The organism is Nocardia farcinica (assembly GCF_001182745.1).
GTDB lineage: Bacteria > Actinomycetota > Actinomycetes > Mycobacteriales > Mycobacteriaceae > Nocardia > Nocardia farcinica.
Map to the genome: position 1 here is coordinate 1,440,269 of NZ_LN868939.1, position 18,678 is coordinate 1,458,946.

An 18,678-nucleotide genomic window follows, 5' to 3' on the forward strand; every position below is an offset into this window, starting at 1 on the left:
GCGCGCGGCCGGGCCTGAGCCCGCTCAGCGCGCGGCCGGGCGGACCGCGGCGTACCAGTCCAGCAGGTCCGGATTGTCGACCGCGCTGCGCTCCACCACCGCGCCCGGCTCGGCGCCCTGCAACAGCTTCTTGATCGGCACCTCGAGCTTCTTGCCGGTGCGGGTGTGCGGAATGCCGGGCGCGAGCAGGATCTCGTCGGGCACGTGCCGCGGGGAGACCTCGGTGCGGATGGTCTCGCGGATGCGGGCCACGAGGTCGTCGGTCAGCTCCGCGCCCGGGGCGAGCAGCACGAACAGCGGCATCCAGTAGCCGCCGTCGGATTGTTCCACCCCGATCACCAGCGCCTCGGCGATCTCGGGCAGGCCCTCCACCGCCTGGTAGATGTCGGCGCTGCCCATCCGGATGCCGTGCCGGTTCAGCGTGGAGTCGGAGCGGCCGTGCACGATGACGCTGCCGTGGTCGGTGATGGTGATCCAGTCACCGTGCCGCCACACGCCGGGGAACATGTCGAAGTAGGCGTCGTGGTAGCGCTTGCCGTCCTCGTCGCGCCAGAAGGACACCGGCATCGACGGCATCGGCGCGGTGACCACCAGCTCGCCGACCTCGCCGCGCACCGGCCGCCCCGACTCGTCGTAGGCGTCCAGCGCCACACCGAGGTAGGGCACCGACAGCTCACCCGGCCACACCGGCACCGTGCGGGCCCACCCGAGGAACGCCGACACCACGTCGGTGCCGCCGCTGATCGAGGCCACCGGCACGTGCTCGCCGACGTTGTCGCGCAGCCACAGCGCCGAGGACGGCGGCAGCGCCGACCCGGTGATACCGACCAGCCGCAGCGCCGACAGGTCGTGCTCGGTGCGCGGCACCGCGCCCGCCTTGATGCAGGCCAGCACGTAGCCGGGGCTGGTGCCGAGCACGGTCACGCCCAGCTCGGCGGCCAGCCGCCACAGCCCGTCCGGGCCGGGATGGGTGGGGCTGCCGTCGTAGGTGACGATGGTCGACCCGGTGAGCAGCCCGGCCACCTGGAAGTTCCACATCATCCAGCTGGGGCTGGTGTACCAGAAGAAGGTGTCCGCGGGACCGATGTCCGATTGCAGCGCGACCGCCTTGAGATGCTCGAGCAGCACGCCGCCGTGCCCGTGCACGATGCCCTTGGGCAACCCGGTGGTGCCGGAGGAGAACACGATCCACAGCGGATGGTCGAAGTCGACCGGCTCGGTCTGGATGAGCGGGGCCGCGTTGTCGGTGTCGGCGACGGCGTCGGCCCAGCTGGTGGCGTCCGGCACCGCCGCGCCCAGGCGCTCCACCACCACCGTGGCCCGCAGTGTCGGCAGGCCCGCGCGCAGCGCCGCGATGTCGGCGCTCTTGTCGTGCGCCTTGCCGCCGAAGCGGTAACCGTCGGCGGTCACCAGCACGGTCGGCTCCAGCTGGCCGAGCCGGTCCAGCGCCGCCTTGGGGGAGTAGTCCTGCCCGCACGCGCTCCACACCGCCCCGATGCTCGCGGTGGCGAGGAAGGCGATCACCGCCTCGGGAATGTTGGGCAGGTAGCCGACCACCCGGTCGCCGGGCCGGACCCCCAGCGACCGCAGGGTGCGGGCGAACGCCGCGGTGCTGTCGATCAATTCGGCCCACGACACCTCGCGCACCGGCGCGCCCTCGCTCGCGGCCAGGATGGCGGGCCGGTCGGTGCGCGCCTGCCGCACCACCTGATCGACATAGTTCACCCGGGTACCGGGAAACCACTGCGCGCCCGGCATGTCGGCCGTCGCCAGCACGTCACCGGCGACCTCACCGAGTTCGAAATAGTCCCAGACCGCCCGCCAGAAACCGGGCAGATCCCGCACCGACCACTGCCACAGCGCCCGGTAGTCCGGTGCCGCCGAGCCGCTGCGCGCGGCGGCGAACCGGGCGAAATCGGTGATCCTGGCCTCGGCGACGTCCTGCTCGGTGGGCACCCACTGTGGTTGCACCGCGAATCTCCTCCCTGGTGCTGTTCAGTCCTGGCCCGCGCGGCGCAGGATCTGTTCGGCGTGCCGCAGCACCGGACCGTCGACCATCCTGCCCTCGAAGGCGAACACACCCCGATTGTCCGGCACCGCCGCCAGTACCCGCCGCGCCCAGTCGATCTCCGCCGGCGCCGGCGCGTACGCGGCCCGGATCACCGGCACCTGGCTCGGGTGGATGGCGACCTTCACGTCGAAACCGACCGCCACCGCGTCCTCGGCCTCGGCGCGCAGGCCGTCCAGGTCGGCGATGTCGAGGTAGACCGAGTCGAGCGCGAGCTTGCCGTAGGCCTTGGCCGCCAGCAGCGACGTCGAGCGCACGTGCCGCGCGACGTCCCGGTAGGAGCCGTCGGCGTGCCTGCTTCCCGTGCCACCCAGTCCGGCGACCAGATCCTCCGCACCCCACATCACGCCGATCGCGTTGCGCGCCAGCACTGCCCGGCCCACGGCCAGCGCACCCAGCGGCGATTCGATCAGCGCGATCACCTCGTAGTCGGCCAGCCCGGAGAGCTGTTCGGCCGATTCGGTCTTGGGCAGCATCACCCGCCGGTAGCGGGTGTCCGCCAGCGCCAGCAGATCGAGTGCGTGCTCGTCGGTGCCCACCGCGTTCACCCGCACCACGGTGCGCTCGGGGTCCAGCGGTGTCGACACCAGCGCGGTGCGGGCCGCCGCCTTGTCCGCCGGTGCCACCCCGTCCTCGAGGTCGAGGATCACGACGTCGGCCGCGGCGGCGGCCTTGGCGTAGCGCTCGGGCCGGTCGGCCGGGCAGAACAGCCAGGCCGGGCCGGGCGGCTGCCAGCTCGTCGCCGCGGTCACGACGCCGCCGGCCGCAGCCGGACCAGGGTCTTGCGGGTGGCCGTGGCGACCACCTCGCCGTGCTGATTGCGGGCGGTGTGGGCGAAGGTGACGATGCCCTCGCCGGGCCGCGACTTGGACTCCCGCTTGTCGGTCACCACCGTCTCGGCGTAGATCGTGTCGCCGTGGAACAGCGGCTTGGGGAAGGCGATGTCGGAGAAGCCCAGGTTGGCCACGATGGTGCCCTGGGTCAGCTGCGCGACCGAGAGCCCCACCAGCGTGGACAGCGTGAACATCGAGTTCACCAGCCGCTTGTTGAACGGCGGCAGCGCGTCGCTGAACGCGGCGTCCAGGTGCAGCGCCTGGGTGTTCATCGTCAGCGTGGTGAACAGCACGTTGTCGGCTTCGGTGATGGTGCGGCCCGGCCGGTGCTCATAGACCACGTCGGTCTCGAACTCCTCGAACCACAGCCCGCGCTGCACGATCCTGCGCGGTTCGCTACCGGTGTGCTCGGTGCTCACAGGCCCAGCTCCCGTCCGATCAGCATCAGCTGCACCTCCGTCGTGCCCTCACCGATTTCCAGGATCTTGCTGTCGCGATAGTGCCTGGCCACAGCGTATTCGTTCATGAAGCCGTTGCCGCCGAAGATCTGGGTGGCATCGCGCGCGTTGTCCATCGCCGCCTCGCTGGCGACCAGCTTGGCGATGGAGGCCTGCTTCTTGAACGGCTTGCCCGCCAGCATCAGCGCGGCGGCGTCGTAGTAGGCGGCCCGGGCCGCGTGCGCGCGCGCCTCCATGCGGGCGATCTTGAACGCGACGGCCTGGTAGCTGCCGATCGGTTTGCCGAAGGCCAGCCGCTCCTTGGCGTAGCGCACGCTCTCGTCCACGCAGCCCTGCGCCGCGCCCACCGAGAGCGCCGCGATGGCGATGCGGCCCTCGTCGAGGATGCGCAGGAAGTTGGCATAGCCGCGGCCGCGCTCGCCGAGCAGGTTCTCCTGCGGCACCCGCACGTCGGTGAAAGAGAGCGGGTGGGTGTCGGAGGCGTTCCAGCCGACCTTGTTGTAGGCGGGCTCGGCGACGAAGCCGGGGGTGTCGGTGGGCACCAGGATGGTGGAGATCTCCTTGCGGCCGTCCTGGCTGCCGGTCACCGCGGTCACCGTCACGAGCTTGGTGATGTCGGTGCCGGAGTTGGTGATGAACTGCTTGCGGCCGTTGATGACCCAGTCCTCGCCGTCGGCGACCGCGGTGGTCCTGGTGCCGCTCGCGTCGCTACCCGCGTCCGGCTCGGTGAGGCCGAAGGCGGCCAGCGCGCGGCCGCTGGTCAGCTGCGGCAGCCACTCCTGCTTCTGCTTGTCGTTGCCGAAGCGGTAGACCGGCATCGCGCCGAGCGAGACGCCCGCCTCCAGCGTGATCGCCACGCTCTGGTCGACCTTGCCCAGCTCCTCGAGCGCCAGGCACAGCGCGAAGTAGTCACCGCCCATGCCGCCGTACTCCTCCGGGAACGGCAGGCCGAACAGGCCCATGTCGGCCATGCCCGCCACCACCTCGTACGGGAAGGTGTGCGCGGCATCGTGTTCGGCGGCGACCGGCGCGACGACCTGCTGGGCGAAGTCCCGCACCGTCAGGGCCAGATCGCGGTAGTCCTCGGGCAGTGTGCCGGTGGACAGGAAGTCGGTCATGCGGAAAGTCCTTCTGCTCTGTCGGTTTCGGGTTCGGCCGCGTCGGCGGCGGTGATGCGGGCCAGCGGCTGGTCCAACCGCACCTGGGTGCCCGGTTCGACCAGGATCTCGACGGTGCCCGCGACCGGGGCGGTGAGGGTGTGCTCCATCTTCATGGCCTCGACCACCACCACCGGCGCGCCCGCGGCGACCACGCTGCCGGTGGCGGCCGGGACGGCGATCACCGCGCCCGGCATGGGGCTGCGGATCTCGGCGTCGCCCACGTGCTCGTCACCGCCGCGCACGCTCGCCTCGGCCACCGCGCGCAGCATGGTGACCCAGCCCGGTCCGGCCACCCACAGCGCGTCGGCGTGCTCGGCCACCCGGTAGGTCTGCCGCACCCCGTCGAGGGTGAGGGCCAGCAGGCCGCGGCCCGGCGCGGTCGCCGTGAATTCGGCACGCACCGCGCGGTTCTCGCCGTCGCCGACCCGCACCCGCCCGTCCCCCGGCAGGCCGGTCAGGTAGACGTGCTCGGTCCGGTCGTCGGCGGCCAGCCGGATCGGGATCGGCGCGTGTTCGCCGACCCGCCAGCCGGTCGGCACCGCCCACAGATCCCGGGCCGACGACAGCGCGGCGTCACCACGCGGACCACCCTGCTCCTGCGGGAACAGGCCCAGCCAGTGGTAGGCCGCGGCCGCGACGAACGCCTCGTCGGTGGCGGGCGCCGGGCTGAAGTCACCGACGCGGCGGTCGAGCAGACCGGTGTCGAGCCTGCCGGCGGCCACGTCGTCGTCGGCGAGCAGGAACCGCAGGAACTCGATGTTGCTCGTGACACCGAGCAGCACCGTGTCGGCGAGTGCGCGATCCAGGCTCGCCAGCGCGGACGCGCGGTCCGGGCCGTGCGCGATCACCTTCGACAGCATCGGGTCGTAGTCGCTGCCGACCACTGTGCCCACCCGCAGGCCCGAATCCACCCGCACCCCCGGCCCTTCCGGCTCGCGCAGATCGAGCACGGTGCCGCCGGTGGGCAGGAAGCCGCGCCCCGGGTCCTCGGCGTACACCCGGGCCTCCACGGCGTGCCCGGTGAGCCGGATCTGCCCCTGGTCCACGCCCAGCTGCTGCCCGGCCGCGATCCGCACCTGGCACTCCACCAGGTCCACCCCGGTCACCATCTCGGTCACCGGATGCTCCACCTGGAGGCGGGTGTTCATCTCCATGAAGAAGAACTCGTCGGGCCGGTCGGCCGAGACGATGAACTCCACCGTGCCCGCGCCCACGTAGTCGACGCTGCGCGCGGTGTCGCAGGCCGCCGCGCCGATGCGCGCGCGGGTCTCGGCGTCCAGCAGCGGCGAGGGCGCCTCCTCGATCACCTTCTGGTGCCTGCGCTGCAGGCTGCACTCGCGTTCGCCCAGGTGCAGGACGTTGCCGTGCCGGTCGGCCAGCACCTGCACCTCGATGTGGCGCGGATTGGTGACGAAACGCTCCAGGAACAGCGTGTCGTCGCCAAAGGCCGCCCCCGCCTCGCGCCGGGCGCTCACCAGGGCGGCGGGCAGGTCGGCGGGGTCGTCGACGCGGCGCATGCCCTTGCCGCCGCCGCCCGCGGAGGGCTTCACCAGCACGGGATAGCCGACCTCGGCGGCCGCGGCGATCAGGTCGTCGTCGCTGAGGCCGGGCTCGGCGATGCCGGGCACCACCGGCACGCCGAAGGCCGAGACGGTGTTCTTCGCCGCGATCTTGTCACCCATGATCTCGATCGCCCGCGCGGGCGGGCCGAGGAAGACGATGCCCGCCTTGTCCAGCGCGGTCGCGAAGGCGGCGTTCTCGGAGAGGAATCCGTAGCCCGGATGCACGGCCTGTGCCCCGGTGCGCACCGCGGCGTCGACCACCTTGTCGATGTCGAGGTAGCTCTCGCGGGCGGGGGCGGGTCCGAGCCGCACCGCGACGTCGGCCTCGCGCACGTGCCGCGCACCGGCGTCGGCGTCGCTGTAGACGGCGACCGAGCGCACGCCGAGCGCGCGCAGCGTGCGGATGACCCGCACCGCGATCTCGCCGCGATTGGCGACCAGCACGGTGTCGAAGCCGATGGGGTGGGAGTTGTTCATCATCATCGCGCTCACATCCGGAAGACGCCGTAGGAGACCGGTTCCAGCGGCGCCTGCCCGCACACCGAGAGTGCGAGGCCGAGCACCGTTCTGGTGTCGGCGGGGTCGATGACGCCGTCGTCCCACAGTCGTGCGGTGGAGTAGTAGGGGTTGCCCTGGTGCTCGTACTGTTCGCGGATCGGGGCCTTGAACTTCTCCTCGTCCTCGGCCGACCACGGGTTGCCGCTGCTGTCGAGCTGGTCGCCGCGCACGGTCGCCAGCACCGAGGCGGCCTGCTCGCCGCCCATCACCGAGATCCGCGCGTTCGGCCACATCCACAGGAAGCGCGGCGAATACGCGCGCCCGCACATGGAGTAGTTGCCCGCGCCGTAGGAGCCGCCGATCACCACCGTCAGCTTCGGCACCCGCGCGCACGCCACCGCGGTCACCATCTTGGCGCCGTGCTTGGCGATGCCGCCCGCCTCGTAGTCACGCCCGACCATGAAGCCGGTGATGTTCTGCAGGAACAGCAGCGGGATGCTGCGCTTGTCGCACAGCTCGATGAAATGCGCGCCCTTCATGGCGGATTCGGCGAACAGCACGCCGTTGTTGGCGACGATGCCCACCGGATGGCCGTGGATGCGCGCGAACCCGGTGACCAGCGTCTTGCCGTACTCGGCCTTGAACTCGTGGAAACCGGACTCGCCGCCCGGTGCGCCGTCGACCAGGCGCTCGATCACCTCGCGCACGTCGTAGGGCGTGCGCAGGTCCACCGGCACCACGTCGTAGAGCTCCTCGGTGGGCGCGGCGGGCTCGATCGTGGGCAGCACCTCCCAAGGGGCCTGCGGGCGCGGGCCCAGGGTGGCCACGATGCGGCGCACGATGCGCAGCGCGTCCTGGTCGTCCTCGGCCAGGTGGTCGGTGACACCGGAGGTGCGCGAATGCAGTTCGCCGCCACCGAGTTCCTCGGCCGTGACCACCTCGCCGGTCGCCGCCTTCACCAGCGGCGGACCGCCGAGGAAGATCGTGCCCTGGTTGCGCACGATCACCGCCTCGTCGCTCATCGCGGGCACGTACGCGCCGCCTGCCGTGCACGAGCCGAGCACGGCGGCGATCTGCGCGATGCCCGCCGCGCTCATGGTGGCCTGGTTGTAGAAGATGCGGCCGAAGTGCTCGCGGTCGGGGAACACCTCGTCCTGGCGCGGCAGGAACGCGCCGCCCGAATCGACCAGGTAGATGCACGGCAGGTTGTTCTGCAACGCCACTTCCTGCGCGCGCAGATGCTTCTTGACCGTCATCGGGTAGTAGGTGCCGCCCTTGACCGTCGCGTCGTTGGCCACGATCACGCATTCGCGCCCGGACACCCGTCCGATGCCGGTGATGATGCCCGCCCCCGGGCACTCGTCGCCGTACATCCCGGTGGCCGCCAGCGGCGACAGCTCCAGGAACGGGCTGCCGGGGTCGAGCAGTTGGTCCACGCGCTGCCGTGGCAGCAGTTTGCCGCGCGCCACGTGCCGCTCGCGGGCCTTCTCCGGCCCGCCGAGCGCCGCGGCGGCCAGGCGTTCGCGCAGTTCCGCGGTGAGCGCCTGATGCGCCGCGCGGTTGCCGACGTCCTGGGTGATCGTCATCCCGCCTCGCTTCTCGAATGGAGGTGGAGCGGCCGATCCGGCCGATCCAGTTAGTCGCCGATAACTGAGATTCAGGTTAATCTTGATTAACTGAGTTGTCCAGGCCCGGGTCAGGGGCGTGTGGGAGAGGGGTGTGCGCGTGGTCGGCACCGAGGCGTCCGAAGGCACCCGCCGCGAGCAGTTGAAAGCCGAGCGGCGCCGCAGGCTGCTCGAGGCCGGCGCCCGCCTCATCGCCGACCGCGGCTTCCTCGGCGTCCGGCTCGACGACCTCGGCGCGGCCGTCGGCATCAGCGGCCCCGCGGTCTACCGGCACTTCCCCAGCAAGGAAGCGCTGCTGGTGGAACTCCTGGTCGGCGTCAGTGAACGCCTCCTCGACGGCGGCCGGGCCGTGCTCGCCGACCACGCCGGCGGAGACCCGCGATCGGTCATCGCCGGACTCGTCGACTTCCACCTCGACTTCGCCCTCGGCGAGCCCGAACTCATCCGCATCCAGGACCGCGACCTGGACCAGATGCCCGACGACGCCCGCCGCCGCGTCCGCCGCACCCAGCGGCAATACGTCGAACTGTGGGTGGACGCGCTACAGCGGGTCCACCCACAGCTGTCCGAAGGCGAAGCCCGCGTACGGGCCCACGCGGTGTTCGGCCTGATGAACTCGACCCCGCACAGCGCCACCGCCTCCGACGCGGAGCGCGTCCGACCGGCCCTACGCGAAATGGCGTTGGCGGCGCTGGTGGGGGTGAGCTGACCCTCCTGCTCCGAAATTGGAACAGCCGCCGTCAAAGGGGTCGACCTCCGCGCGGGAGGGCGATGGCAGCGCCTTCACGACCGCGGAAAGCGGCGCCCCAGCCATTTCCGCGTTCGCGGGGGCATCTCGTAGCCGTCGACGCAGGACACGAGAGCCAGGGCTCATCCCCACATGCGCGGGGAGCACGGCGGCCACACCCAGAGCGAGGAAGTTGCGGCGGGCTCATCCCCGCGTGCGCGGGGAGCACGTCAAGCCGAAGAAGGCTCAGGTCACGATGCGGGGCTCATCCCCGCGTGCGCGGGGAGCACTTACCGGTCTCGTTGCGGACCAGTGTCAACCCGGGCTCATCCCCGCGTGCGCGGGGAGCACGGGCTGGCGGTCGCGGTGGGGTCCGGCGCCGGGGGCTCATCCCCGCGTGCGCGGGGAGCACCTCATGCTGTGCTCGCGGGCGGGGTTGGCCCGGGGCTCATCCCCGCGTGCGCGGGGAGCACACTTCTTGACCTGCGGGTTCTCGGCCCCGAATCCCGGTTTTCATTCACTTTCAATCGATGTACCTCGCTGAGGGACAGAATGGGCAGGCCGCCGCCATCGTACGTCGCCGGTCCCGTGGAACTCCCATTCAAGTTGCCTTTCGCCGGGGTCGCGAGCCGCCCAGCAATGCCCACATTCCCGGGCCGGGAATCTCGGGGCTTGTCGTCCCGCATGAACAACAGGACCTCGTCGGCGGAGTTCGGGCTACCACGCCCCTGTTCAGAGTCGTTCCGGTGCGGCGATTCCCAGGAGTCCCAGGCCGTGGGCGAGGGTTCGGGCGGTGAGCTGGGTGAGGGCCAGGCGATTGTCGCGGACCTGGTCGGGGGCGGTGAGGACGGGGCAGGTGTCGTAGAAGGCCGTGAAGGCTCGGGCGAGATCGTAGAGGTGACCGGCCAGGCGATGCGGTTCCAAGGTTGCGGCGACTTCGGTGAGCACCGTTCCATACCCATCCAGGGTGAGCGTGAGGTCTCGTTCGGCCGGCTCGAGGGATATGCCCGAGTCCACCGAAATACTGTTGAAGTCTTCCGCTTTGCGCAGGATCGACCGGGTTCGGGCATGAGCGTATTGCAGGTAGACGCCGGTGTTGCCGTTGAGTGCGGTCATACGGGCTGGGTCGAAGGTGTAATCCTTGATCCGGCTCGTGGACAGATCCGCGTACTTCACCGCACCGATCCCGGCCTGCTCGGCAATACGGTCGAGCTCGACCGCGGGCAGGTCGGGGTTCTTCTCGGTGACCACACTGCGGGCGGCGGTGACGGCATCGTCGAGAAGGTCCATCAGGCGGACGGTGCCGCCGGCGCGGGTCTTGAATGGTCGGCCGTCGGGGCCGAGGACGGTGCCGTACGGGACATGGTCGACGGTGACGGCGTCGGTGAGCCAGCCGGCCCGTCGCGCGGCTTCGAATACCAGCCGGAAGTGCAGGGCCTGGCGCGAGTCGGTGACATAGAGCAGTCGGTCGGCGTGCAGGTTCATGATGCGGTAGCGGATGGTGGCCAGGTCGGTGCTGTCGTAGCCGTAACCGCCGTCGCTCTTGCGAACCATCAACACCGCCGGGGCGCCGTCGGGACCGGTCACTTCTTCCGAGGCCACCACGATTGCGCCGTCACTGTCCACGGCAACGCCCTTGTCGAGAAGCTCGGTGACAGTGTCGGCCAGCATCGGGTTGTAAAACGACTCCCCTGCATAGTCTTCTGGCCCGAGCAGCACACCCAGCCGGTCATAGATCGCGGCGAACGCTTTCTCCGACTCGGCCACGATCTCCCGCCACCGTGCCACCGTGGTCTCGTCACCCGATTGCAGTGCGACCACGCGCCGCCGGGCGCGGTCTGCGAAGTCCGGATCGGCGTCGAACTGGGCCCGCGCGGCCTTGTACAGCGAATCCAACGCCGAAACCGCACTGATCCCACGGTCGCGGCCGAGTTCGGCTTGATGCCATGGTGTTTCGGGGTGCTCGTCGATAAATTGGATGAGCATCCCGAACTGGGTTCCCCAGTCCCCCAAATGATTCGCACGGACCACGTCCGCACCCAGAAAGTCCAGGATGCGGGCGAGGCTGTCCCCGATGATCGTGGTGCGCAGATGCCCGACGTGCATCTCCTTGGCCACGTTCGGCCCCGAATAGTCGATCACCACCCGCCGCCCGGCCTCGGCGGCGGGGACACCGAGCCGCTCATCGGCCAGCCGGGTCGCGACCTGTGACCAGATCGCGGCATCGGAGACAGTGATATTGAGGAAACCCGGTCCCGATACCGTCACAGATTCGATCACCTCGAAGCCGTCGGCGTCGAGCTGCCGTACCAGTGATTCGGCCAGGTCGACGGGCTTTGTCCCGGTTTTCTTGGCCAAAGGCAGCGCGGCGTTGGACTGGAAGTCGGCGCGGTCAGAGCGTCGCACCACCGGATCGGCTCCTGCCAGGTCGGGTCGGACTCGGCCGATCGCCTCCGCCACAACGGCAGCGACAGATCCGAGCAGCGGCATAACACCGGCAGAACTCACCTGGGATTCCTTTCCTGAACGACAGTAGGCACCGAGTATCTCAGGGGCCCGTGCATACGTGAGGGGTCGTGCGGTGGGATCGGGCCGTCGCCCGAACACGGAGACCAGGAAGTACCTCGAGGTCGCCTGCTCTGACGAGCGCCGAAACTCCTGCTGCAACTGCCGAATGAAGATAGGAGCTGGATGTATATCCGAGAAAATCTTTGCCGCAGGCACCGACGGAACTTCGGGACAACGCCTCAACCGCATCCGCGATCGTAAGCGAGGGGTTGACGATCATCGAGACGGCGAGCCGGGCGATGCCGTGCTCGGCCCGTTGCCGATCGAACCGGTAGCGCTGTACGTCGCCGCCGAGGAAGATGTGCTCGCTGGTGAGTGCGTTGAGCAGCAGTCGCCGGCCGAATTCGGTCGAGTTCAGCCACCACGGTTCGACGATCACCGGTGAGGGGGCGAATCGACCGTCGACCTGGTCGAAGCACCGCAACTCCACCGCGGCATTCACATCCTCGTGGGTTGCGAAGAGCTTCGTCCGATAGTCCACCTCGGTGTCGAGGTCGAGCCCGAACGCATGGTGCAACGAGACCACCCGGCTGATCAATGTACTCATCCGTTCACTCTCCGGCCGGTGCCGGCCGATCAGGACGAGATCGAGGTCCGAGTTCGGACCGGCGAGCCCGCTGGCATGCGAGCCGTAGGCGAGTCCGTAGCCGTCTGGAGCGAATTCCGCCGTGATGGCCGCCGCCTCAGCGAACAACTCGCCGGTCATGGCAGTACCTGGGGCAGGGACGCGCGGGGATGGTCTGCCCGGTGGAAGTCGACCAGGTGGACGCCGCTGGGAAGTGCGACAGCGCCGTCGGGCAAGGTATGCCGGTCGATGAAGTCGTCGACGATCCGGGCCAGGTCCGGATCGTTCGTGAGCTGGGGGTGGTGTTTGAAGTGTACTCCGAAGAACCAGTCACGAGAGGCCGCCTGATCCGCTGCCAAGGCGACTCCGCCAATCCGGGTGTGGTTCAGCGTTCCTCGACCGGCCTCTTCCGACTGCCGGAGAGCATCGATCAGGAGATTGCGGGTGTAGGAGCGGCCACCTTCCGGGAAGGGCGCGACTCGTTCCCAGCCGTGGGTGACGAGTCGTTGTTCCGGGCTTTCGGCGTCGAACAACAGCACGGTCAAGTGTCCGTTCGGGGCGAGAAGGTCGATCATCTGGTGTATGAAGGAGATCGCCTGTTCCCGTGCGGAACCTGGTTCCGGGTTCGGCACGATACCGGACGCGGACAGGGTTTCGAAGAACTCGCCGAGTGGATAACTCAACGACCAGAACGCCGCCACCACATCGAAACTCGCCTGCCGGCCCTCGACGAGGAGGGCTGCGACGGCATCCCGGGTATCGGCGCACAGTGTCCGCGCGTGCGGAAAGCCCTGGGAGACTGCGGTGATCATTGCCGGGCTGTAGTCGGCCAGGACGAGCTCACGGGCGTAGGGAGTGAGCATGTGCGTGATCCGGCCGGTGCCGCACCCGAACTCAGCGATCCGCAGTGCTGGGTCGGGAGTGCCGAACAGGTCGGTCATCCGGCGCCGTACGAGTTCGGTGTCCTCGATCCCGCCGAAGTAGTGGCGCAGCAGCAGGCGGTCGTAGACGCCCTCGGTCTCATAGACCGAGCGGAACAGATCGGTGGTCCTCATACGGCACCGTCCAGGTCGGTGGCGAGGTGGTCGAGGTAGAGCACCACGTCGCGCATGTGCTCGGTGGTCAGGTGGGGATTGTTGGCCATGAGCCGCAGCGGGCGCAGGATTGCACCAGGGCGCAGCCGACCGAGATCGTCGGGCAGGGTGAACTGATGCAGGTGCCACCGGCCTTCATCGAGCATCCGCTGATGGATGGCGAGGTTGAACGCGTTGACGGCGGCAGTGTCGGCCTCGGACAGCGGAAAGGACTTGTCGACTCCGCCGGGAAGGTAGACGAACACGACGGCCGCCAGATCGGGATCGTTGAGCCGGACGAGCCGGGGATGCGCATCGACAAGCGCGGCAAAACAACGAGCGGCCGCGACCCGCTCAGCGGCGAGAGCAGCCAAACCGGAGCGGCCACGGCCGAGCATCATCATCCACAGTTTCAGCGAACTCCAGTCCTTGGTCCCGAGAAACGGGGTGACCTGGCCGAATGCAAAATCCTCCTGCATGATCAGATCCGAATAGGTGGACACCGCCCGCAACGCCCCCGCATCGCGGACCAGCAGCGCGCTCAGCCCGTAGGGCACAGCCATGATCTTGTGGGGATCCACAGTGACGCTGTCGAATTCCGCGATACCGTCCAGGAGTGGCCGCAACCGCGGGCTGAACGCGGCGAGCAATCCCCAGCAGGCATCGGCGTGCAGCCAGATTCGGGGATCGATCGAGCGCACAAGACCATGCACGGCACGGAGATCATCCACAGTCTGCGTGCGGCTGTCGCCGGCGTAAGCGACGACCGCCATCACCTGTCCGAGACGCTCACTCAGCGTGCGTTCGAGGGCCGCGAGGTCGTAGCGGAATCCGATGGTCGGGACTGCGATGATACGGGCGCCGCAGCCGATCCATGTCAGCGCGGCCTTGACACTGTAGTGCCCGATTCCTTCGGGGACGACCACCGAGAGCCTCTCCGGATCGGTGACACCCGAACTCATGGTGCCGGGAGCCGCAGTCTCGCGTGCCAGCATCATCGCGATCGTGTTGCTCATCGTCCCGCCGGGACCGATCACACCACCTACATCCCACACCGAGATCACCTTGGACACCGGCGGATTCGTGAATCCGAGAAGGTCGCGTAGCCACCGCAGGACAGTGATCTCGATGAAGGTGGCGCTGGGCGAGTCGAACGATTGGTTGATCATGTTCTGCTGGGTCAGCAGTGACAGGACACCGCCCATGAGGGCGGCCGGGTCATCGCCGGTGTCGCCGAAACCCAGAAACCGCGGCGATGCCTCGTTCTTGCACAGTGGCAGCACCTGGTCACGGAACTGCCGATAGACCTCCTCATACCTCATCGGTACTTCCGGGAGCTCGGTCAGCAGCAGGTCACGAATCTCGGTCGGCGGCATACGTTTGCCGTAGATATCATCACCAACCTTGAACGCCAGACCAAGATCCAGCGCACGATGCAGCAGCTCGAGAACATCCGTCCCGGTGGCGTCCCTCGCCGAACCCGGCTGGGGGTGCTCCGGCCGGATGTATCCGTCGTCGTTTCCGGCGCCGCCGGCGCGAGCGTCCGTGCCGGCTGGTTCACTTCCGGGCAGGGGCAGGAGCGAGGTCGGTTCGAGCATGCGCGACGCCTTTCGAGACGGTGGACGATGTATCCAGTAAGACAAGGCGCGCAAGGATTTTCGATCACACGGCGGGGATATCACCGGCCAGCCTGATAATCTCGCGGCGCGATAGAACCCAGGTGGGTGTTCGGGATGGGGGCAGCCGTGCAGGGATCCGCGTTCACGCCGGTCGTCGTGCCTGCCGAGGTGTGGGACCGTGCAGAAGTCCGATGTCTTCTCGCCGAGCGTGATGTCGCCGGCATCCTCCGTCTGGTGCAACAGCACACCGGCGCCAGCCAGCAACGACTGGCCACTGCCCTCGCCATCTCCCAAGGCCGAATCAACGAACTGATCAACCGGCGCCGGCAAGTCACCAGCCTCAGTTCGTACCAGCGACTGGCCGACGGCCTGGGTATGCCGGACCCGGCCCGCGTCGCCCTGGGACTCGCACCCCGGAGCGCCCCGGTGATCTCGGCCGATCCCACCGAGATCACGCACACCTACCCATCCCAAGCCGATGCTGCCGCAGATATCCGCACTGCGGTCCACGACGCTGACACTGTTGATGTCATGGCAGTGCGCGGGCTCGGCATCCTGGGGTTGAAGGACTCACTCCTGCGCGAGGTCATCCCGGCCGACGCACAGCTACGCGTCCTTCTGCTCGACCCTGACTCGGCTGCCGCCGCCTACCGTGCACAGGAGATCGGCGAATCAGCCGAGTCGTTCGCCGCCGGCATCCGCCTGGCCCTTTCACGACTGCGGGAGCTCGTCGATGCTGGACGTCGGGTCCAGATCTACCTCTACGACCACGTGCCGGTATGGCGGATCATCAGCGTCGACGGACCACACGGAACCATGTTCGTCTCCGCGTTCACCGACCACCGCGAAGCCCACGCCTGCCCCACCCAACGGATCGAACCCAATCCCAGCGGGGTCCTGCACCACGCCTTCCGCCGAACCGTGGAACAGACCGTCACCGCCGCGCACCGCGTCGTCTGACCAGCGACAGAAAGGCAGCACCGTGATCGAGGCCGAATACAAAGCCCGCCTGACCGCCCCGGACCAAGTCCGCGCCGCCCTACACGAGCGAGCCACCCCCGATACTGTGTCCTACCAGGACACCTACTACGACACCTCCACCGGCGACCTCGACCGCACCGGTCGCGAACTCCGGCTCCGCACCATCGAAGACCGCTGCGGCAACCGCCACCATGTCCTCACCTTCAAAGACCCCGCAGTCGACGAAGCGACCGGATCCAAACCCGAGTTCGAAACCCTCGTCACCGACCGCGACGGCATGCACGACATCATCACCCGACTCGGCTACCAACCCAACCTGTCCTTCACCAAACGCTGCGAAAACTTCCAGTTCACCGCCGCCGGCAGGCGCATGCTCGCCACCATCGCCCAGGTCCCGGAAATCGACGGCACCTACCTCGAGCTCGAAACCCAAGCCGAAGAACCCGACCTGCCCCAAGCCTTCGCAGAACTGCGCGCGATCCTCACAGAACTCGGCGTCACCCCAGAGGAATTGACCACCGAGCTGTACACCGACGCAGTCCGACACGCACGCCAACCGTCGGCTGCTCCTTCCGGGCGAAATGGATGAACCTGATGCCGACCCGCCTCGAAGACCTCACCGCCCGAGCCGAATGCGACGGCGTCCAGCAACTCGTCGTCGGCGCGATCGTGGAACACGACGGCCGCATCCTGCTGCTGCGCCGACCCGGCAACGACTTCATGGGCGGCATCTGGGAACTGCCCAGCGGCAAAGTCGACGAGGTCGAAGAGGAAACCGGCCTCCGGGTTACCGGCGTCAACCGCTACATTCCCTGCATGCGGGGGGCACCCCGCTGGCGGGACAACGCGTCGAGCCTTCGGGCTCATCCCTCCCGCGCGGGAGGCACTGCTCGAAGGAGACGACAAAGCCGCAATCCGGGGCTCGTCCCCGCGTGCGCGGGGAGCACTGCGGCGTGCCGAAACGGGGAATCGAGCAGCCGGGCTCATCCCCGCGTGCGCGGGGAGCACTTGAGGCTGGAGCGGGAACTCCGGCCTCAAGGGGGCTCATCCCCGCTTGCGCGGGGAGCACTTCGACAATGTGCCTCGCGTGCGCGATTTGTGGGGCTCATCCCCGCGTGCGCGGGGAGCACGCTGACCTGACCAGGACATTCCCCGTGACGCCGGGCTCATCCCCGCGTGCGCGGGGAGCACCGGGGCACGGTGGTCGGGCCGCCTCGAGGACTGGGCTCATCCCCGCGTGCGCGGGGAGCACACCGGCACGCTGCTCGACGGCTTTCTGAGCTGGGGCTCATCCCCGCGTGCGCGGGGAGCACACCTACGAGGTCCCTGACCCCGACGGCGGCGAGGGCTCATCCCCGCGTGCGCGGGGAGCACCGCAGGGTGTTCGTGAACAGCGTGTGCGACCTGGGCTCATCCCCGCGTGCGCGGGGAGCACGTCGAGGGGGTGCGGGTGCCCGCGGCGCCGCCGGGCTCATCCCCGCGTGCGCGGGGAGCACAGCAATGTTTTCACGACCTTCGAGCACCGCCTGGGCTCATCCCCGCGTGCGCGGGGAGCACACTTCCTGACCTGCGAGTTCTCAGCCCCCAACCCCGTTTTTCATTCACTTTCCACCGCTGTACCTCGCTGAAGGACAAGACGGGCAGGCCGCCGCCATCGTACGTCGCCGATCCTGCGGGATCCCATTTCAGTTGCCGGCGATCTTCCCAAGGGTCGCGTGAGAGACCGACCACGCCCTACGTGCCTGGTCCGGCGACGACCCATGACCACCGCAGCCCGGACCGCCCATCCGGGGATCCCTACACTCGCCCTCATGACCGTGCATTTCATCGGGGCCGGGCCGGGCGCGGCGGACCTGCTGACCGTGCGTGCGGTGAATCTGCTGCGCGCGAGTCCTGTCTGTCTCTACGCGGGGACCTATCTCGATCCGGCGGTGTTGGCGCACTGTGCGCCGGAGACCGAGTTGATCGACACCCAGCATCTGGATCTGGACCAGATCACCGCGCATCTGGTGCGGGCGCATGGCGCGGGCAAGGATGTGGCTCGGTTGTGTTCGGGTGATCCGTCGGTGTACTCGGCGCTGACCGAGCAGACCCGGCGGCTGGACGCGCACGGTGTGCCGTGGGATGTCACGCCCGGTGTGCCCGCCTACGCGGCGGCGGCGGCGTTGCTGGGGACCGAGCTGACCGTTCCCGAAGTGGTGCAGTCGGTGGTGCTGACCCGTACGCAGCGCCGGTCGACGGCGATGCCCGAGTCCGAGGCGCTGGGGGAGTTCGCGCGCACCGGCGCCACCCTCGTGCTGCATCTGGCGATCACGCGGACCAGGGAGCTGGCCGCCGAGCTGGCCGCGCATTACGGCGCCGACTGTCCGGTCGCGGTGGTTTACCGGGCCAGTCAGCCCGAGGAACTGGTGCTGCGCGGCACTCTCGCCGACATCGCCGACCGGGTGGAGGCGGCGGGGCTGCGGCAGGCGGCGGTGATCCTGGTCGGGCGGGCCCTCACCCCGGCCGTCGCCTGTACCACCTCACACCTGTACGACCCGGCCCGTGAGCGACATCTCACCCCCTGATCTGGGCCGGGCCGATGACCTGCGGTGTCCAGGATGTGAGATGGGTGACAGGGGTTTGCCGGAAGGGTGCCGCCCCGTTCTGCCTGGTGTGATGCACTGGAACTATGGATCTTGGTTGGTCGGGTGCCTGCGGCGACGGTAGATTGGTCCGGTGATCAGCAACGAACGTCCCGGCTCGGCCGGTCGGTGGGTAGCGAGCACAGTCGGGCCGATGTAACAGCGGCGGCCACAGACAGATAGTGCCAGTGAACTTTTTTGCCTGATTTGTTCGAGAACTGAAACCGGGACGCAGGCGCCACGATCTCAGTCGTGCGCGTCGGCGTCCGGGTGTCGTCGGGGAGCGCTTGCGTGGTGTTCCGGAAGCGAGGTTACGG

Annotated in this window: 14 protein-coding genes and 2 CRISPR repeat arrays; of the genes, 4 read left to right on the plus strand and 10 right to left on the minus strand. The window is 68.8% G+C overall.

Features of this window, described 5'->3' with window-relative positions; translation table 11 throughout:
- Nucleotides 1–24: 24 nt before the first annotated feature.
- From AMO33_RS23565 to AMO33_RS23590, 6 genes are read right to left on the minus strand one after another with little or no spacing between them, the layout of a single operon-like run.
- A complete protein-coding gene (locus AMO33_RS23565; protein WP_060594322.1) occupies nucleotides 25–1,971 on the minus strand; it encodes an acetoacetate--CoA ligase in 1,947 nt (648 codons plus the stop codon).
- A gap of 24 nt (nucleotides 1,972–1,995) precedes the next feature.
- On the minus strand, nucleotides 1,996–2,820 hold the full coding sequence (locus AMO33_RS23570) for an HpcH/HpaI aldolase/citrate lyase family protein (protein ID WP_011211575.1): 825 nt from the start codon (nucleotides 2,818–2,820) through the stop codon (nucleotides 1,996–1,998).
- Nucleotides 2,817–3,320 carry a MaoC family dehydratase gene (locus AMO33_RS23575; protein WP_060594323.1) on the minus strand — a complete coding sequence of 168 codons (504 nt, stop codon included), beginning with the start codon at nucleotides 3,318–3,320 and terminating at the stop codon, nucleotides 2,817–2,819. The genes AMO33_RS23570 and AMO33_RS23575 overlap by 4 nt, the downstream gene beginning before the upstream one ends.
- Nucleotides 3,317–4,477 (minus strand): acyl-CoA dehydrogenase family protein, encoded by a 1,161-nt coding sequence (locus AMO33_RS23580; protein WP_011211573.1) that lies wholly within the window; start codon nucleotides 4,475–4,477, stop codon nucleotides 3,317–3,319. The genes AMO33_RS23575 and AMO33_RS23580 overlap by 4 nt, the downstream gene beginning before the upstream one ends.
- A complete protein-coding gene (locus AMO33_RS23585; protein ID WP_060595114.1) occupies nucleotides 4,474–6,561 on the minus strand; it encodes an acetyl/propionyl/methylcrotonyl-CoA carboxylase subunit alpha in 2,088 nt (695 codons plus the stop codon). Before AMO33_RS23585 ends, AMO33_RS23580 begins: the two co-directional genes overlap by 4 nt.
- 8 nt (nucleotides 6,562–6,569) lie before the next feature.
- On the minus strand, nucleotides 6,570–8,165 hold the full coding sequence (locus AMO33_RS23590) for a carboxyl transferase domain-containing protein (protein ID WP_011211571.1): 1,596 nt from the start codon (nucleotides 8,163–8,165) through the stop codon (nucleotides 6,570–6,572).
- A 139-nt stretch (nucleotides 8,166–8,304) separates the two neighbouring features.
- On the opposite strand from AMO33_RS23590, the gene AMO33_RS23595 reads away from it, so the two are divergent.
- Nucleotides 8,305–8,913, plus strand: a complete 609-nt coding sequence (locus tag AMO33_RS23595) for an SACE_7040 family transcriptional regulator (protein ID WP_060595115.1) — start codon at nucleotides 8,305–8,307, stop codon at nucleotides 8,911–8,913.
- Between the two features lie 157 nt (nucleotides 8,914–9,070).
- Nucleotides 9,071–9,404: direct repeats of the CRISPR family, unit length 29 nt; unit sequence GGGCTCATCCCCGCGTGCGCGGGGAGCAC.
- 259 nt (nucleotides 9,405–9,663) lie between these two features.
- On the opposite strand, the gene argS is transcribed toward AMO33_RS23595, so the two are convergent.
- Genes argS through AMO33_RS23615 form a run of 4 tightly spaced genes read right to left on the minus strand, consistent with a single transcriptional unit; the run spans nucleotide 9,664 to nucleotide 14,735 of the window.
- On the minus strand, nucleotides 9,664–11,421 hold the full coding sequence (gene argS / locus AMO33_RS23600; protein ID WP_060594324.1) for an arginine--tRNA ligase: 1,758 nt from the start codon (nucleotides 11,419–11,421) through the stop codon (nucleotides 9,664–9,666).
- A 58-nt stretch (nucleotides 11,422–11,479) separates the two neighbouring features.
- A complete protein-coding gene (locus AMO33_RS23605) occupies nucleotides 11,480–12,205 on the minus strand; it encodes a nucleotidyltransferase domain-containing protein (protein ID WP_060594325.1) in 726 nt (241 codons plus the stop codon).
- Nucleotides 12,202–13,119, minus strand: a complete 918-nt coding sequence (locus AMO33_RS23610; RefSeq protein WP_060594326.1) for a methyltransferase — start codon at nucleotides 13,117–13,119, stop codon at nucleotides 12,202–12,204. The genes AMO33_RS23605 and AMO33_RS23610 overlap by 4 nt, the downstream gene beginning before the upstream one ends.
- Nucleotides 13,116–14,735, minus strand: coding sequence for a pyridoxal phosphate-dependent decarboxylase family protein (locus AMO33_RS23615; protein WP_205317776.1), 1,620 nt, complete (start codon nucleotides 14,733–14,735; stop codon nucleotides 13,116–13,118). The genes AMO33_RS23610 and AMO33_RS23615 overlap by 4 nt, the downstream gene beginning before the upstream one ends.
- Nucleotides 14,736–14,870: 135 nt before the next feature.
- On the opposite strand from AMO33_RS23615, the gene AMO33_RS23620 reads away from it, so the two are divergent.
- From AMO33_RS23620 to cobM, 3 genes are all read left to right on the plus strand, one after another.
- A complete protein-coding gene (locus AMO33_RS23620) occupies nucleotides 14,871–15,716 on the plus strand; it encodes a helix-turn-helix domain-containing protein (protein WP_076574064.1) in 846 nt (281 codons plus the stop codon).
- A 22-nt stretch (nucleotides 15,717–15,738) separates the two neighbouring features.
- Complete coding sequence (locus AMO33_RS23625; RefSeq protein WP_060594327.1) at nucleotides 15,739–16,326, plus strand: class IV adenylate cyclase; 588 nt, start codon at nucleotides 15,739–15,741, stop codon at nucleotides 16,324–16,326.
- 329 nt (nucleotides 16,327–16,655) lie between these two features.
- Nucleotides 16,656–17,294: a CRISPR direct-repeat array (repeat unit 29 nt; unit sequence GGGCTCATCCCCGCGTGCGCGGGGAGCAC).
- Between the two features lie 254 nt (nucleotides 17,295–17,548).
- Complete coding sequence (gene cobM, locus AMO33_RS23630; RefSeq protein ID WP_060594328.1) at nucleotides 17,549–18,304, plus strand: precorrin-4 C(11)-methyltransferase; 756 nt, start codon at nucleotides 17,549–17,551, stop codon at nucleotides 18,302–18,304.
- The last annotated feature ends 374 nt before the right edge of the window (nucleotides 18,305–18,678 follow it).